The organism is Natronobeatus ordinarius (assembly GCF_024362485.1).
GTDB lineage: Archaea > Halobacteriota > Halobacteria > Halobacteriales > Natrialbaceae > Natronobeatus > Natronobeatus ordinarius.
Genome location: NZ_CP101456.1, coordinates 1,176,467 through 1,190,289 on the forward strand (window position 1 = coordinate 1,176,467; position 13,823 = coordinate 1,190,289).

General features: G+C 65.2%; 17 protein-coding genes and 1 tRNA gene. 8 read left to right on the forward strand and 10 right to left on the reverse strand.

Annotated features, from left to right (window positions below):
• Window position 1: 1 nt before the first annotated feature.
• Window positions 2–310 (reverse strand): hypothetical protein, encoded by a 309-nt coding sequence (locus tag NMQ09_RS06055; protein ID WP_255193541.1) that lies wholly within the window; start codon window positions 308–310, stop codon window positions 2–4.
• A 449-nt stretch (window positions 311–759) separates the two neighbouring features.
• Window positions 760–2,133, reverse strand: coding sequence for a 7,8-didemethyl-8-hydroxy-5-deazariboflavin synthase subunit CofH (gene cofH, locus NMQ09_RS06060; RefSeq protein ID WP_255193542.1), 1,374 nt, complete (start codon window positions 2,131–2,133; stop codon window positions 760–762).
• Window positions 2,134–2,269: 136 nt separating this feature from the next.
• On the opposite strand from cofH, the gene NMQ09_RS06065 reads away from it, so the two are divergent.
• Together NMQ09_RS06065 and NMQ09_RS06070 are read left to right on the forward strand one after the other, a co-directional pair.
• Entirely contained in the window at window positions 2,270–2,395 is a 126-nt protein-coding gene (locus NMQ09_RS06065) for a hypothetical protein (RefSeq protein ID WP_255193543.1), read from the forward strand.
• A gap of 160 nt (window positions 2,396–2,555) precedes the next feature.
• Window positions 2,556–3,284: a type 1 glutamine amidotransferase gene (locus NMQ09_RS06070; protein WP_255193544.1), complete on the forward strand. Its 729-nt coding sequence runs from the start codon at window positions 2,556–2,558 to the stop codon at window positions 3,282–3,284.
• Between the two features lie 41 nt (window positions 3,285–3,325).
• Here the strand turns inward: NMQ09_RS06070 and NMQ09_RS06075 are convergent, their stop codons facing one another.
• Complete coding sequence (locus tag NMQ09_RS06075; RefSeq protein ID WP_255193545.1) at window positions 3,326–4,186, reverse strand: hypothetical protein; 861 nt, start codon at window positions 4,184–4,186, stop codon at window positions 3,326–3,328.
• 707 nt (window positions 4,187–4,893) lie between these two features.
• On the opposite strand from NMQ09_RS06075, the gene NMQ09_RS06080 reads away from it, so the two are divergent.
• From NMQ09_RS06080 to priL, 3 genes are all read left to right on the forward strand, one after another.
• The gene (locus tag NMQ09_RS06080) at window positions 4,894–6,066 is read left to right on the forward strand and encodes an MFS transporter (RefSeq protein ID WP_255193546.1); all 1,173 of its coding nucleotides are present in this window, start codon (window positions 4,894–4,896) and stop codon (window positions 6,064–6,066) included.
• A 67-nt stretch (window positions 6,067–6,133) separates the two neighbouring features.
• Window positions 6,134–6,532, forward strand: a complete 399-nt coding sequence (locus NMQ09_RS06085) for an SHOCT domain-containing protein (RefSeq protein ID WP_255193547.1) — start codon at window positions 6,134–6,136, stop codon at window positions 6,530–6,532.
• A gap of 87 nt (window positions 6,533–6,619) precedes the next feature.
• Window positions 6,620–7,687 carry a DNA primase regulatory subunit PriL gene (priL, locus tag NMQ09_RS06090; protein ID WP_255193549.1) on the forward strand — a complete coding sequence of 356 codons (1,068 nt, stop codon included), beginning with the start codon at window positions 6,620–6,622 and terminating at the stop codon, window positions 7,685–7,687.
• A 10-nt stretch (window positions 7,688–7,697) separates the two neighbouring features.
• Here the strand turns inward: priL and NMQ09_RS06095 are convergent, their stop codons facing one another.
• On the reverse strand, window positions 7,698–7,967 hold the full coding sequence (locus tag NMQ09_RS06095) for a hypothetical protein (protein ID WP_255193550.1): 270 nt from the start codon (window positions 7,965–7,967) through the stop codon (window positions 7,698–7,700).
• 235 nt (window positions 7,968–8,202) lie between these two features.
• On the opposite strand from NMQ09_RS06095, the gene NMQ09_RS06100 reads away from it, so the two are divergent.
• A complete protein-coding gene (locus tag NMQ09_RS06100) occupies window positions 8,203–8,448 on the forward strand; it encodes a DUF7127 family protein (protein WP_255193552.1) in 246 nt (81 codons plus the stop codon).
• A gap of 194 nt (window positions 8,449–8,642) precedes the next feature.
• Here the strand turns inward: NMQ09_RS06100 and NMQ09_RS06105 are convergent.
• The 3 genes from NMQ09_RS06105 to NMQ09_RS06115 all read right to left on the reverse strand — a co-directional run bounded on the left by NMQ09_RS06105 (window position 8,643) and on the right by NMQ09_RS06115 (window position 9,386).
• A tRNA-Ser gene (locus tag NMQ09_RS06105) sits at window positions 8,643–8,724 on the reverse strand.
• Between the two features lie 63 nt (window positions 8,725–8,787).
• Window positions 8,788–9,003 (reverse strand): DUF7981 family protein, encoded by a 216-nt coding sequence (locus NMQ09_RS06110; RefSeq protein ID WP_255193555.1) that lies wholly within the window; start codon window positions 9,001–9,003, stop codon window positions 8,788–8,790.
• A gap of 2 nt (window positions 9,004–9,005) precedes the next feature.
• Entirely contained in the window at window positions 9,006–9,386 is a 381-nt protein-coding gene (locus NMQ09_RS06115; RefSeq protein WP_255193557.1) for a Rid family detoxifying hydrolase, read from the reverse strand.
• Window positions 9,387–9,580: 194 nt separating this feature from the next.
• Between NMQ09_RS06115 and NMQ09_RS06120 the strand changes: the two genes are divergently transcribed.
• Window positions 9,581–11,212, forward strand: coding sequence for an HTTM domain-containing protein (locus NMQ09_RS06120; protein WP_255193560.1), 1,632 nt, complete (start codon window positions 9,581–9,583; stop codon window positions 11,210–11,212).
• A gap of 40 nt (window positions 11,213–11,252) precedes the next feature.
• Here the strand turns inward: NMQ09_RS06120 and NMQ09_RS06125 are convergent, their stop codons facing one another.
• Entirely contained in the window at window positions 11,253–11,642 is a 390-nt protein-coding gene (locus NMQ09_RS06125) for a DUF6276 family protein (RefSeq protein ID WP_255193562.1), read from the reverse strand.
• 5 nt (window positions 11,643–11,647) lie between these two features.
• Complete coding sequence (locus NMQ09_RS06130; RefSeq protein WP_255193564.1) at window positions 11,648–12,355, reverse strand: V-type ATP synthase subunit D; 708 nt, start codon at window positions 12,353–12,355, stop codon at window positions 11,648–11,650.
• Between the two features lie 145 nt (window positions 12,356–12,500).
• Here NMQ09_RS06130 and NMQ09_RS06135 point away from each other — a divergent pair, with 145 nt between their 5' ends.
• Complete coding sequence (locus NMQ09_RS06135) at window positions 12,501–13,541, forward strand: PH domain-containing protein (RefSeq protein WP_255193567.1); 1,041 nt, start codon at window positions 12,501–12,503, stop codon at window positions 13,539–13,541.
• Between the two features lie 36 nt (window positions 13,542–13,577).
• Here the strand turns inward: NMQ09_RS06135 and NMQ09_RS06140 are convergent, their stop codons facing one another.
• On the reverse strand, window positions 13,578–13,796 hold the full coding sequence (locus tag NMQ09_RS06140; protein ID WP_255193569.1) for a zinc ribbon domain-containing protein: 219 nt from the start codon (window positions 13,794–13,796) through the stop codon (window positions 13,578–13,580).
• Window positions 13,797–13,823: the final 27 nt, after the last annotated feature.

The window sequence follows — 13,823 nt, forward strand, 5'->3', positions numbered from 1 at the left end:
GTCATCGCCGGACGATCCGGAAGCGATCGCCCGGCCGTCGCTCGAGGATGGACTGCTCGCGCATCCTGACGACGCGACCCGTGGGATTTCGGTCGATCTCGGCGCGGGCGTCGACCGACTCGAGGGTCCCGAGCAGCTGTGCCGAGGGCGGTTTCTGGGCTGCGCCACAGTCGTAGATGGTGAGCAGGCCGCGCTGGTCGCCGTCGCCGTCGTCATCGTCGCCGCCGTCCCCCTCGCGCTCGTAGATCACGAGGTGGGCGTGTCGCGGGAGCTTCCACCGGTTCTCGGCCGCGGGCTCGAGGTGGTTCATAGCTATGTGATCGTCCGCGACGGTAACGACTGTTGGGGTCGTCGACGTTCGTCGGACCGAGTGTTTTCCGTGCCGATCGAGTCGAGCCCAGACGTCGTCGTGCTCGCACGAAACACGGTGGGAGCTCGCCCGTCCTCGCGCGGACCTCGCCGTGGCTCGGTCCGCACTCGGGTGGAGTCGTCCCCACACCTCCCCTGGCTCACGGCTCACTCCGTTCGCCGTTCGCTCGTCGCGGTTCTCGCCGTTGGCTCCGAACCGCGCATCCGACGGCGCGGCGGCGTGTTCGTCGCGCCGTCGGCGCGACTCACGGATGCGCCGCTACCTGTGGCTCGGTCGTGGATTCAGAACCCGCAGCTGCTGGCCTCGAGTCATACGTTCTGTTGTGATTCGTTACCGGTGATCGCCGTCCCGTTCGAGCGATCACCGGTAACACGTTACAACGATCCGTCTCAGTCGTCCGCCGGAAGCGGCCGCTCGTCCGGTTCGAGCAGCGGCGTCCCGTCGGCTTTCGGGCCGAGTTGAGGGCCAAATGGCGGGTCGTCGGGGTCGATGACGCGTCGTTCCTCGTAGTCGGTCGAGCGTTCGACCGGAACGCGCCCGATCGAGGTGATGAGCTCGACGTAGTCGTCGAACGAGCGGAACTCGCCGTACTGGCCGCCGGCGCGCTTGGTGATCTCCTCGGAGAGGATCGTCCCCATGAAGTCGTCCGCGCCGCAGGTGAGCATCTTCAGCCCGCCTTCGTCGCCGTACTTGACCCACGAGGACTGGACGTGGTCGATGTTGTCGAGGAAGAGCCTCGAGACGGCGATCATGAGTTCGTCCTCGTCGCGGGTCGCCCCGCCAGAGACGACGCCGTGTTCGTAGAGGGGTGTGTTCTGGTGGACGAACGAGAGCGGGACGAACTCGGTGATCGCGCCGTCGACGCGCTCCTGGAGCCGGCGGATCTCCGCTAAGTGCATGACGCGGTGGGCCTCGTTCTCGACGTGGCCGTACATGATCGTCGCCGTCAGCCCCAACCCCACCGAGGCGGCCGCCTCCATCGCCTCGAGCCAGCCCGCCGTGTCGATCTTGCCGGGACAGATGACGTCCCGAACCTCGTCGACGAGGATTTCGGCGGCCGTCCCGGGAACGGTGTCCAGTCCCGCCGCTTTCAGCCGGCGGTAGACCTCCTCGTAGCTCCAGTCGGTCCCGCGGCGAGCATGGGCGGCCTCCTCGGGCGTCATCGAGTGGACGTGGACGCCGTCGACGCTCATCGCCCGGAGCTGGTCGACGTAGGTGCCGGGGTCGGTTTCGTAACGGTCTGGCGGGACGTAATCGATCTGCCTCGGGGCGTCGTGGGCCTCGAGCGCCTCGCGGTGTTCCTCGTCGAGCACCAGTGCGGGGTGGAGTCCGGAGACGGACGTGACCTCGTAGATGCCGCGGGAGACGGCGTCGCGGACGATCTCGCGCGAGTCGGCGGGCGTCTTGGTGAAGCCAGCGGTCTCGCCGTCGTACTCGTGCTCGAAGGTGTGCGCCGAATCCTTGAAGTTACAGAACAGACAGCCGACGGTGCAGGCCGTCGTCACGTTGTTGTTCAGGTTCGCGACGAAGGTCACCTCGTCGCCGACGACCTCCTGGCGTCGCCTGTCGGCGGCCTCGAGTACCTGCTCTTTTCGTCGCCAGTCGATCCCCGCCACGTCGGTTCCCGTCGTCAGCAGCTCGACGCCGTCTTCGACCGTTAGCCGGTCGCCGTTTCGTGCCTTCTCGAGGGCGTTCTCGAACGACTGGTCGGTTTCCGGTCGGTGGTCGAACTCGAGATCCGTCTCCGCCACCGGTCGGTCCATCGTGGATACGAATCCGTCACAGGGGCAAAAACGTGATGGATCGTCGGCCGTCGGCGGTCGAACTCGAGCGCGCTCCGGAACAGACCGAAAGCTTGTCGATGGAACAGGAGAGTAAGGGAAAGTGAGGAGAGTCATAATGGCCAAAACGTACAACGGCATGCGAATGCCGGAGACGCAGGATAGCATACTGTTGTTCATCGCGACGCTCGTCGTCGGCATTCTGTACGCGCTCGCGATCCTGACGATGGCGGGAGCCTTCTAACGGCTCGTCACGCCCGAACGGCTGACAGAGCGAGGGTCGAACGGATCCGACGCTCCGTCCATCGAACTACATCCCAGGGTGAACCGACCGTCACGGAGCCGCCGGCAACGTCCGACCCGGGCAGAAAACCTATCCGTCGCGACTCACATGGATACGCCTAATGACGGACGCCCGGATCGCCGTGCTGATCGCCGCCCACGAGGACCGGAACACGACGCGGAACTTCCGGCGCGAACTCGAGGGCTCCGTGAGCGAATTCCACGTCACCGAGGGGCAACTTCCGGCCGACTACGCCTACGACGCCGTCGTCGTCTCCGGCTCGCGGTCGTCGGTGTACGACGACGAGGCGTGGATCCAGCCCACAAAGGCGTGGGTTCGCGGCGCGATCGACCGCGATCTGCCGTGTCTCGGCGTCTGCTGGGGCCACCAGCTGCTCGCGGACGTCCTCGGCGGCGAGGTCAGACACATGGGCGCCTACGAGATCGGCTACAGCGAGATCGAACGCCTCGGCGAGTCGCGACTCCTCGAGGGGATCGGCCGTCGGTTCTCCTGTTTTACCTCTCACGAGGACGCGGTTGTCGAGCTCCCACCCGGTGCGCGACCGCTGGCCGAGAACGAATACTCGAACCACGGATTCCGAAAAGATCGCGTCTTCGGCGTCCAGTTTCACCCCGAGTACGATCAGAAGACGGCGCGCGAACTGACGCTGCGTAAGGAGTTATCCGACGAGCGCCGCGACCGGGTCCTCGCGAGCATCACCGAGGAGAACTACCGGGCGGCGTGTGCGGCGAAACTCGTCTTCGAGAACTTCCTCGAGTACGTTCGCGAGGTTCGGACGCTCGAGGTCGCAGCCGACGGTGATTCCGACGGCAAGGTCGTCGAATCGTAACAGCCGTCGTTCCGTTACGATCTCCTCGGTGTGTCGACGATTTACAGGAAGGAGACGTCCAGGAGATCGCGGGTCGGAACTTCGCCTTCGATTCGGGCGACCTCCTCGTCGATCTCGATCTCGATGTCCCGCCAGAAACGGAATACGTCAGCTTCACGCGTCCAGTCTTCGATGTCGCGTTCGCGTGGGTCTCGTTCGTCCAGGAACGTCAACACCAGTTCGGCCGTCGAGTCGTCTTCTCCGAGTGTGACCGTATTTGCAATCCCGACGTGGTTTCGGAACCGCCCCCGTTCCGGCTCGGTCTCGTCGGTTGGTTCCTCTACCATTGCGAAGAACAGGTCTCCAATGGAGGCTTCGTCCATCAGTAGGTCGAAGTCGGCGTCGACGTCTCTGTAGTCGCGCCGCTCGCCGTTGTTCGTGTCGATGATGTCCTCTACGACGACAACTGGGTTCTCTTCTCGTCTATCGTGAGCAATGACCACTGTCCCATCGATAACTCCTGCGGCCCACCGTTCGTCACTGTGCTCGTACAGTTCGAACCCGTCGTACTCTCCTCGGGAGCGAAGCCCCTCCTGTCGGAGGTCGTCGTCGAGTTCCTCTGCGTCGATATCACCGACGATAACATTAAATCCGTCTGACCAGCCACCGGTCGTCACCCGATCCAGTTCATCTGCGTAGAACCGGGTGAAATCGTACTCGAATGAATCGCGAATGCGGCCCCAGTCATCTCTAGAGAACGACGTCGAATACTCATCCAACGTCGAAGGTGAAAGCGACATGACAGGATACTGATCCGGAGCCCCAGCTAAATTGCGCGGATCGACGAGCCACTCTTCGACCTGGGACGCACCACCTCCGGTGAGGCTGCTGAGACAACCCGCCAGCCCGATCGTCGAAGTCACTCCAACCGCAGCCCCCATTTTCAGGATCCTCCTTCTCGAAACCATCAGTCCAAACTGAGTGTTTGAATTATAAATACTTTATTGGAAATAGATGATCTATCGATATGGTGTGTTATGACATGCACTGCCCGCCGTCTGTTGGATGTCGAGCCTTGGTCAAAAGATACCGGTGCAGTGAGGTGAGTACCTGGGCGGGTCGAGGTGAGCGTCTGCAATGCTCTACAGTACCAACTGAAACGGGTTACACACAACTCGCAGCTGAACGGCCAGTACTGGCCGCTGGATCGCGAACAGGTGTGCACTGACTTCAGTGGCTACTATAGCCGGCCGAACGCACTGCACGTCATCGTCGTGTCTCTCGGTGCAATGAGTTGGTTCCCTCGAGCGCCCGTTCGCGAGCGCGAGCAATCCGGAACCAAACTATTTTGGAGTAATGGCTATGAGAATACTCGACAATACGTCACGATAGGCAGGGAACCCTTGTTCGTTGCCCCCAGCGATCCTCTCCCCTGCCTCATCTCACTTTACAGTCCCACACTACCTACCGTTCAGTGAGCGTGTTGTCTCGCTCGGCCCAGATCGAGTGGCCGGGTGACGATGCGTGTTTCCCCCCTTTTCGGGTCCCGTCTGCCGGTAGCAACACGCTCATCTGTCGACCCGTCTGACTGGCAGATATACTCGCGAGTCACTGATTCGCGCTCCATCCGATGCGCTGGCGATACCGGGACACCGTCCTCACGCTCTGTACACTTGCCTTCTTCGCGACGATGGTCGCCCGGCTGGCGATCAGCCCAGTCGTCCCGGCGATCACCGACGAGTTCGCCGTCTCGAACTCCGTGATCGGCGTCGCGTTGACGGGGCTGTGGATGTCGTACTTCCTCTCGCAGTTTCCAAGCGGCGTGGCCGCCGACCGCTTCGGGGAGCGACCGATCATCCTCCTCGCGATCGGCGGCACGGCCGCCGCGAGTCTGTTCATCGCGCTCGCGCCCGTCTTCCCCGTCTTCGTCCTCGCGACGATCGCCCTCGGCTTCCTCGCCGGCCTCCACTACAGCGTCGCGACGGCGCTGTTGAGCCGCACCTACGACGACATCGGCACCGCCATCGGACTCCACAACGGCGGCGCGCCCGCCGCGGGCCTGATCGCCCCCGTCCTCGCCGCCTGGATCGGCGTCACCTACGGCTGGCGGCCCGCGGTCGCTCTCGGGACGCTCTTTGCCGTCCCTATCTTCGTTCTGTTCGCCTGGCGCGTCCGGCCCACGCCGCCGCGTCGTCCCGACCAACCGATGGGCGACCGATTCGAGCTGGGACCCGTCCTCGAGTTGCTCTCCCGGCGACAGATCGCTTTCACGGTCTGTCTCTCGATCCTGTGTGCGTTCGTCTGGCAGGGAACCGCCTCGTTTCTCCCGACGTTCCTCGTCGAACACCGGGGCTACTCGACGGAACTCGCCGGCCTCGTCTTCTCGGCGTACTTCGTCGTTCACGGGGTCACGCAGGTCGGTATCGGCGCTGCCTCCGATCGGTACGGCCGCCAGCCCACGGCGGCGGGCTGTGCGCTGGTCGCGGCCGTCGGATTCGCACTCTTCGTCGCCGGGTCCGAACCCGTGACGGTGGTCGCGGCCGTCGTCCTCGTGGGCACTGGAATGGGCTGGAGCGCCGCACTGTTGCCCCGCTTCATGGACCTGCTCTCCGAAGCCGAACGTGGGGCTGGCTTCGGCCTCGTCAGGACCGTCTACGGCGTCGTCGGCGCGCTCGGCTCTGTCGGCACGGGGCTGTTCGCCGACCTCTTCGGCTGGGGCGTCGCCTTCCTCGTTCTGGCCGGCCTCCTCTCGATGGTCCTCCTCGCGCTCGTCGCGAACCTGGTGCTCTCGCTGGGGTACTGACGGCTCCGACTCGAGTATTCACCTCATCCGTGTAAGGTATTTGCTCCTCGAGCACCCAGGAGGGAACATGAGACTCCGTACCGTCGCGTTTGCGTTCACCGGACTTATCGCCGTGCTCGTCGCGGTGAGCGTGCTGTTGACGCTGCTATTGCTCGTCGTCAAGCTGCTGACGGCGCTGCTCATCCCCCTGGTGACGCTTTCGGTACTGCTCCTCGCGCTGATCGGCTCCTACCGCGTGTTCATCTGGTCACGTCGACGTTCCGCGTCGGACGACGCCGACGCGGCGAGCGCCTCCGAAGAGCTGACGACCGACGCCCACCTCGAGCGACTCCGTGAGCAGTACGTCGCCGGCGAACTCACCGAGTCGGAGTATGAACGGAAACTCGAGCGAGTCCTCGGTACGGAGCCACTGGAGTCGACCGACGGGACGTCCAACCGAAGCCGGTCACTTTCGAGGCGACACTGACCGACCGGTCCTCGCCACCGTGTGCCAGCACCGTCTCGGGGCCGTCGACCGTCGGGCTTAACCCGTCTCGCTGGTATCGTACGACCGATGCAGCGACTGCACGCCCGCTATCCGTTCCTCGAGGTCGCCCGCGAGTCGGTCGCGGCGGCGGCCGTCGACCTCGCAGCGGTCGTCGAACAGGATCGGGACGTGGTCGACCGCGCCGCCGAACGGGTTCACACCGCCCTCGAGGACGGCCACACGGGCGAGCCGCGGCTGGACGCACGCACCGAGTTACTCTCCTACCCCGTCGCGCGGGTACTCGTCTCGCTCGTCGACGAACGAGTGCTCGTCCGACGGTACGCCCGCGCGGAGGCGGCCACGGCGTACGACCGGTTTACGGCCGACCTCGCGGACACGACCGAGCTCAAGAGCGTCGAGACGACCGGCCTCGACCGCGAGACGCTGCTCGCGGAGTTCGACCTTGAGTCGGCCGTCAGGGAGACCGACGACGGCTACCGGGTCGACGTCGGGGCGTACCTCACCCTCGCCGCGGACCTGTGGGGCGACGAGTGGCGACTCGTCAACCGGGCGCTGGCAGACGGCGAGGTGCCGGTCGACGAAGGCGAACTGCTCGAGCTCCTGCGCGAGGCGATCCGCGAGCGAATCGAGGACGGCCTGCCGTTCGAGGTGCCCGAGGCGATCGCGACGGCGCTCGAGGCAGAGGTCGAGGCGATTCGGGACGCGCTCGCCGACCTCGATCTCACCCGCGAGATCGACACCGTCGTCCCCGACCTGTTCCCGCCGTGTATGAAGGCCTTGCTCGACGACGTCCAGAAAGGTGAGCACCTCCCACACCACTCCCGATTTGCGATCACCTCGTTCCTGGCCAGCATCGGGATGGGTACCGACGAGATCGTCGACCTGTATCGAGTGAACTCTTCGTTCGGCGAGGAGATGACCCGTTACCAGACCGACCACATCCGCGGGGAGACCTCGCCGACTGAGTACTCGCCGCCCTCGTGTGCGACGATGCAGTCCTACGGCGACTGCGTGAACAAAGACGACCTCTGTGAGCGGATTCCCCACCCGATGGCCTACTACGAGCGGCGGCTGGACGACGCCGACGACGACGACCTCGAGGACTGGCGCGAGGCGCGGGCCGACGACGACTGACGGCGTCGCGCTACGATTCGATCTTCTCGACGATCTCTCGCGCCTGCTGCTCGGCCGTTTCCTCGCCGACGTGCTTCTCGATCAACACGCTGGTGACCTCCCAGTCGTCCTCGTCCTCGAGCCGTCCGGTGCGTACCTCGCTGGCCTCCGAGACGGACTCCGCTGGGTCCTTCGCCCAGTCTGGCGTTCGGATCTCGTCGTACCGATCCGGATCGCGAAATCGGACGTGGACGTAGCCACCTTCAGTCTCGACCTTCTCGACGGCTGGTGGCTCGCCCATGGCGGTTCCACTCCATCGGGAGACATACGTCTCGGCCCTGAATGTACCTCGTCGAGAGAACGGACAGGTGGTCGTCGACCGTTCGGCCGACGGGTGCGAATCCATCACCGGACGATCTATGGAGTCTCGACGCTCGCCCGCTCGGCCCATCGACGAGGCCGTCCAGTCGTTCGGTACGCGACGGCGGGCACACTCGTGCAGGACGCTTACTGGCGGCGACGCCCAACGGCCAGCTATGGAGACGCCACCCGAACTCGAAGCAGCCGCGGGCAACCGCGACGACGTCGCGATCGCCGTCCGCGAGTACGACGACGAGACCATCGTCACGGTCGATTTCGGCCCCGTCATCGGCGAGCCGACGCTCGACGTGGTCGACGACACGGCGATCGTCGTCGTCGACGGGACGCACCTCGAGTTCGACGTCCCGCCCGAGGCGACCGACGTCATCGTCAACGACGGAATCCTGACGATTCGTGGCTGACTCGCGTCCATCTCGTCGCTACGCGTCGCTCGCAGGTGTTGAATCACGACACGCCAGGACTGGGATTTGAACCCATAGGAAGACGTTCCGGGCGTGCGGCCTCACTTCGTTCGGCCGTTCCGGGGCTGCGACTTCCAGGGCCTCAAATCCCACTCGTTCGGTTCCTGCCGCTCACGAGTTGTTCGCGGCAGAAACGCCAGGACTGGGATTTGAACCCAGAATCCCGAAAGGGAACACGCTTTCCAGGCGTGCGCCTTACCGTTCGGCCATCCTGGCTCACTCGAACGTAGCGGGGTCGGTCGTTTAACTGTTACGAGAAGCGCCCGCGCCGTCGGCGGTTCACTTCCGGGCTCGTTCTGCCGCCCACTCGGCGATTCGGTACTCGAGGACGTACGCGCTCGCGGCGGCGCCGGCCCCGACGAGGAGGGCGACGGCCGCCCCCTGGATGATCGTCACAAGCGGGCCGGCGACGAGGGCGTACCCCTGGGCGAGCACGAGAAAGGACAGAACGCCCACCGCGCCCCACAGGAGTGCCGATTTGACGCGGCGGTTCACGCTCACTCGAGGCTGGCGATCGCTTCGACCTCGACGCCGACGCCCTTCGGGAGGTTCGCCACCTCGACGGCGCTGCGGGCCGGCGGCTCCTCGTCGAAGTAGCCCGCGTAGGTCTCGTTCATCTCCTCGAAGTCATCGATGTCGCCGAGGAATACCGTCACCTTGAGGACGTCCTCAGGGCTCGCGCCACCCTCCTCGAGGACGGCGACGAGGTTGTCGAGCGCCTGTTCGGTCTGGGCGGTGATCGATTCGTCGGCGAGCAACTCGCCGTCGGTGGTCAGCGGAATCTGGCCCGCGGTGAACAGCAGCGAGCCGTTCGTCGTTGCCTGGCTGTACGCCCCGACCGCCTCGGGAGCCTCGTCGGTGCTGACGATGCGTTTCATGACGCAACCGTCGTCGCGATCACCCTTAAAAGGCGGCGGAACGCGTCGCGGCGTTGTGGCGGCCCGGACGGGCCGGTGACGGCACCGGTTGACGGTGGAGTCGAACGGCTGTACCGTCGACCCGAGGAGAGCGTTTTTGCCCCGTTGCGTGGTACGACCCCGGTACGTCCTGGGGAGACCCGGACGGCGAACGAATGACCGACGATCGCCGGCAACGACACGGACGTTCCGAGCTCGCCCACCTCTTACAGCGTCTCCGCCGCGGCGCTCGTGAGTCGGTCTATCTCGATCCGGGGTTCGTGGCGATCGACACGCGGGCGCTGGCTGCGTTCCGAGTGTCGGCCGGGCTGCTCATCATCGCGGACGTCCTCCTTCGATCTCGAAACTTTACGTTCTTTTACACTGAAGACGGAGCCGTGCCTCTCTCGCTGGCACAGCAGATGTCAGCCGATGGGGCGTTCTCGATCTTCTACTACACGACGAACTCGACCGTGATCGCGGCGCTGTTCGTACTCCACGTACTGATCGCCCTCCAGTTGATCGTCGGCTACAGGACGAGACTCGCGACGATCCTCTCGTTCTTGCTGGTGATCTCGCTGGATCACCGAAACCCGCTCGTTCTCAGCTACGCCGACACGCTCTTTCGAATGCTTCTCTTCTGGGCCATCTTCCTCCCGCTCGGCGAACGCTGGTCGGTCGACGCCCTGTACGCGGACTCTCGGCCGCGAGAGCAAATCTCGAGTCTCGCCTCCGCGGCGATCCTGATACAGATCGTCTACATGTACGTTCTCAACGGCTACCACAAGCGAGAGTCGGAGCTATGGACTGGCGGCGAGGCCACGCCGCTGATCATGGGGCTCGACGACACGACGTTCCTGCTGGGCGAGTTCACTCGGAACGTCCCGACGCTGCTCCGGTACGGCGGGCTGACGTGGTACTACATGCTCCTGTTCGCGTGGCTCCTCTTGCTCTTGCGCGGTCGAGCACGCACGCTCCTCGTCGCCATGTTCGTCGGCGGCCACGCGTCGTTCGCGCTCACGGTCCGAATCGGGGCGTTTCCGTACGTCGCGATCGCGGGGCTGTTGCTGTTCTTGCAGTCGCCGTTCTGGGAGGACCTGACCGCCCTGCGTCGGTACGCTTCGTCCGGTCGGCTCCGGGCCGATCCGCTCCGATCGACCCTCGTGCGACTCGGAGCGACGTTCCCGCGACTCCGATTCGGGATCGGTCCGGAAACGCGCGCCTCGCTCGCTCGAGCCGGCAGGATCGGTTCCACCGTCGTCGTCGCCATCGCCGTCGTCTCGATCCTGGTGATTCCGGCGCTCGGTCACCTCCCCGTCGCCAACAGCCTCGAGGACGACGACGGCCCGGCCGAACGGATCGACGACACCGCGTCGAAACTGGGCGTCAGCCAGCCCGTCTGGACCGTCTTCGCCCCACACCCGCGGACGTCCGACAGCTACTACGTCTTCCCGGCGGTGGACGAAAGCGGCGACCGGATCGACGCCTACAACGGCCGATCGCTGACGTACGAGCGGCCCTACGACGAGCTACAGCGTCAGTACGACACGTACCGCGAACGGTTCTACATGAGCAGTGTGAGCCGTGGCGGCCCGGACGACGTCGTCTCCGAGACGCTCGCCGACCACCTCTGTTCGACGTGGGAGGACGAACACGGCGAATCGCTCACCCACCTCAATATGTACGTCGTCGTCGAAGACGTGACCCTCGAGACGATCGACAACCCGGAGAACCGTGACCGGGACGTCCGGCGGTTTTACACTCACGGCTGTGACGACAACGAGCCGAAAGCGATCGATCCGCCATAACCGAGCGAGGACCAACCGTGAGCTGTGAGTCAGGGAAGCATCAGTACAGAAGCTGCTCGAGCTGGTGACGACGGCGCTCGAGGTCGACCGCCGGCTCGATCGACGGGTCGGCGAGTAGCCGGTCGATGATCAGTAACGGGTCCGCGCCTGCACGCTCGACGCGCTCGAGCAGCGTCTCGAGGGCCGCGCGGTTCGTCACGAGCGAGTCACAGCGTCCGAGCGCGAGCGCCAGCGGAACCGCCGCGGACCGGTTCGTCGGAAACGCGTCGCTCACCCGCGAGAAGTCGGGGTCGTCGGGGTTCTCGCTCGAGTCGACCGTGAGACAGGTCGTGCAGATCGACGCCGCCCCGGTGTCGCCTGGAGCGTACTCGCGTGCGTCTGTCGGAATCGAAAAGTCGACCACTGCGCCACCGCACGCCGAACAGGCCATCCGCGCTAGTCGTCGCCCGGAACGCCGCTGGCGGCCGTCTGCTTGGGCTCCTCGTCGGCTTCGGCCTTCTTCCGCTCTTCGGCTTCCTCCTGCTCTTTCTTCTCTTTGATCTTCTTCAGCCGGAAGATCTCCTCGCGTTCTTGCTCCTCGAGTTTCTGCTCGATGTACTCTTTGCTCTCGTAGAGGTCGGGCAGGAGTTTGAACTCGAGGGCGTTGACGCGCCGTTTGGTCGTCTCGATCTCTCGGAGCATCTTCTTCATCGCCGTCTCGACCTCGGCGGCGAGGATGATGCTCTCCAAGAGGTCCTCGTAGGCCTCCGCGGCTTCGTCGATTCGCGCCGAGGTGCCGAGCACGCCGTAGCCGCGCTGATCGAGGCTCTTCGAGACGCTCGTCGACTCGATCTGCGGGACGACGACGCCCATGATGTTCTTCGACTCGGTCGTGATCTCGGGGTGTTCCTCGAGCGCGGCGGCGGCCCCGCGAACCGCGACGTCGCCTTCCATCGCCCGGGCCATGTTGATTTTCTTCTGGGCGCGCTCGTAGTCCGAAGAGAGCTCTCCGCGAACGTCCTGGGCTTTATCGAGGATGTCCATGAACTCCATGATCAGCCCGTCGCGTTTCTTCTCGAGCGTGCTGTGACCCCGCTCCGAGAGATCGATCCGATCGTCGATCGCCATCAGGTTCTTGCGGGTGGGCTTGACGTCCGTGGCCATGTTGGTCGACGCTTGTGTGCCGAGGCGGTTAACCTTTTTCAGTCGTCCCGGCGGGTACGCGCCCCTGGTGTGGGTGTGTGCGTTCGATCGACGCCGTCCGGGCGAACGCACTTTACTACTGCCAGCCTATCATTTCCTCGAGCGTATGCCACGTTCGCAGTCGACCTCGGCCGTCGACCGTCCCAATGCCCCTGGATCACCAGACGTCGCCTTCGTCGCCGCCACGGGCGTCTACGCTGCCGTCGCGCTCGTCGGCGCTACCGTCGCCGCGGCCCTCACACTCGAGGCGTCGACGGCGACGATCGTCGGGAGCATCGCGTCTGCGGCCACGGTCGGGCTCCTCGTCGGCGCGGTCGGCTCGAGTCGGCTCGAAAGACTCCCCGAGCGACTCGGCAGCCGGCCGCGCTCGCCCGCGCTCCCGTTCGTCCCCCCTGTCGCGTTCGCTCTCGCCACGGTCGCCGTCTTGACGATTCCGTCGCTGCCCGCGGCGGCCGCCGCGGGAACGGGCTTCGGCGCGGTCGGCGGGCTGCTCGCGGCCGATGGCATCGCGTCGATGGCCCGAACGCGATACGCGCGGGCGTTGACGCCCGACGAGCCGCGGGCGACGATTCCCCGGCTGGCCCCCGGCTACCATCGTCGCGTGATCGGATTCGGCCTCGGCTGTCTGGTCGTTGCCGTCGTCATCTTCCTCGTCGGCGCCGGGGCGAGGTATCGACCGCCCGGCGGATCGCGAACGATCGCCGGCGCCGCGGGCGCCACGTTCGTCGTGGGGGTCTCGTTCGTCTTCGCCGGGTTCTCACAGTGGCTACACGTCGCCCGCGACGCGGACGAGAACGGCGGCGGAACCGACGACGGCTTGCTCCACTCACTGCTGCCGGACCGACAGCGGCGGGTCGTCTTCGGCGCCGAGTGGTCACAGACGATGGTCGTCGGGGCCGACCCCTCGGCGTTCCCCGAACTCCGCGTGCACGATCGTGGCCTGGTCGTCACCGGCCCGCGAGGGGAGCGGTTCGTCCCCTGGACGGCCGTCACGGACGTCTCGCTGACGCCCGACCTCCTCGTCGTCGAACGCGCGGGCGGCGACCCGATTCGGTGCCGGCGATCGGTGATCGACGACCCCGAGCGCGCGCTCGAGTTCCTCGAGCGCGCGCGGTCCGATGCGGAAGCGACGTCCGACGCACGGTGAGCCTGCCCGACTGGTTCGAGACGGCAGTCCGAGACGTTACCCCAAAAAGAGGTCGACCATGTCGCTCGTTGAGCCGCCCTTGTACAGTTCGGCATAGCCGCAGTTCGTACACGAGACGACCCGGAACCGTCGGTTCTGGATGTCGAAGAACTTCGACAGGCCCGTCCCGGTCGTCGCGATGTCGTCGACCTCCGTCTCCGTGTGGCCACACTTCGGACAGCCGTGCTCGTCAGTATCGTCGTCGACCGATTGCATACGAGGATCCTTCTGTCTCGATGATAA

What these genes read in the sequence shown, in the direction of transcription:
- NMQ09_RS06100 (WP_255193552.1), top strand. Translation starts at nt 8,203, where the DNA reads ATGGAGACGCCACCCGAACTCGAAGCAGCCGCGGGCAACCGCGACGAC.
- NMQ09_RS06055 (WP_255193541.1), bottom strand. Translation starts at nt 310, where the DNA reads ATGAACCACCTCGAGCCCGCGGCCGAGAACCGGTGGAAGCTCCCGCGA.
- NMQ09_RS06115 (WP_255193557.1), bottom strand. Translation starts at nt 9,386, where the DNA reads ATGAAACGCATCGTCAGCACCGACGAGGCTCCCGAGGCGGTCGGGGCG.
- NMQ09_RS06130 (WP_255193564.1), bottom strand. Translation starts at nt 12,355, where the DNA reads ATGGCCACGGACGTCAAGCCCACCCGCAAGAACCTGATGGCGATCGAC.
- NMQ09_RS06065 (WP_255193543.1), top strand. Translation starts at nt 2,270, where the DNA reads ATGGCCAAAACGTACAACGGCATGCGAATGCCGGAGACGCAGGATAGC.
- NMQ09_RS06120 (WP_255193560.1), top strand. Translation starts at nt 9,581, where the DNA reads ATGACCGACGATCGCCGGCAACGACACGGACGTTCCGAGCTCGCCCAC.
- NMQ09_RS06135 (WP_255193567.1), top strand. Translation starts at nt 12,501, where the DNA reads ATGCCACGTTCGCAGTCGACCTCGGCCGTCGACCGTCCCAATGCCCCT.
- NMQ09_RS06085 (WP_255193547.1), top strand. Translation starts at nt 6,134, where the DNA reads ATGAGACTCCGTACCGTCGCGTTTGCGTTCACCGGACTTATCGCCGTG.
- NMQ09_RS06080 (WP_255193546.1), top strand. Translation starts at nt 4,894, where the DNA reads ATGCGCTGGCGATACCGGGACACCGTCCTCACGCTCTGTACACTTGCC.
- NMQ09_RS06070 (WP_255193544.1), top strand. Translation starts at nt 2,556, where the DNA reads ATGACGGACGCCCGGATCGCCGTGCTGATCGCCGCCCACGAGGACCGG.
- priL (WP_255193549.1), top strand. Translation starts at nt 6,620, where the DNA reads ATGCAGCGACTGCACGCCCGCTATCCGTTCCTCGAGGTCGCCCGCGAG.
- NMQ09_RS06095 (WP_255193550.1), bottom strand. Translation starts at nt 7,967, where the DNA reads ATGGGCGAGCCACCAGCCGTCGAGAAGGTCGAGACTGAAGGTGGCTAC.
- NMQ09_RS06125 (WP_255193562.1), bottom strand. Translation starts at nt 11,642, where the DNA reads ATGGCCTGTTCGGCGTGCGGTGGCGCAGTGGTCGACTTTTCGATTCCG.
- NMQ09_RS06140 (WP_255193569.1), bottom strand. Translation starts at nt 13,796, where the DNA reads ATGCAATCGGTCGACGACGATACTGACGAGCACGGCTGTCCGAAGTGT.
- cofH (WP_255193542.1), bottom strand. Translation starts at nt 2,133, where the DNA reads ATGGACCGACCGGTGGCGGAGACGGATCTCGAGTTCGACCACCGACCG.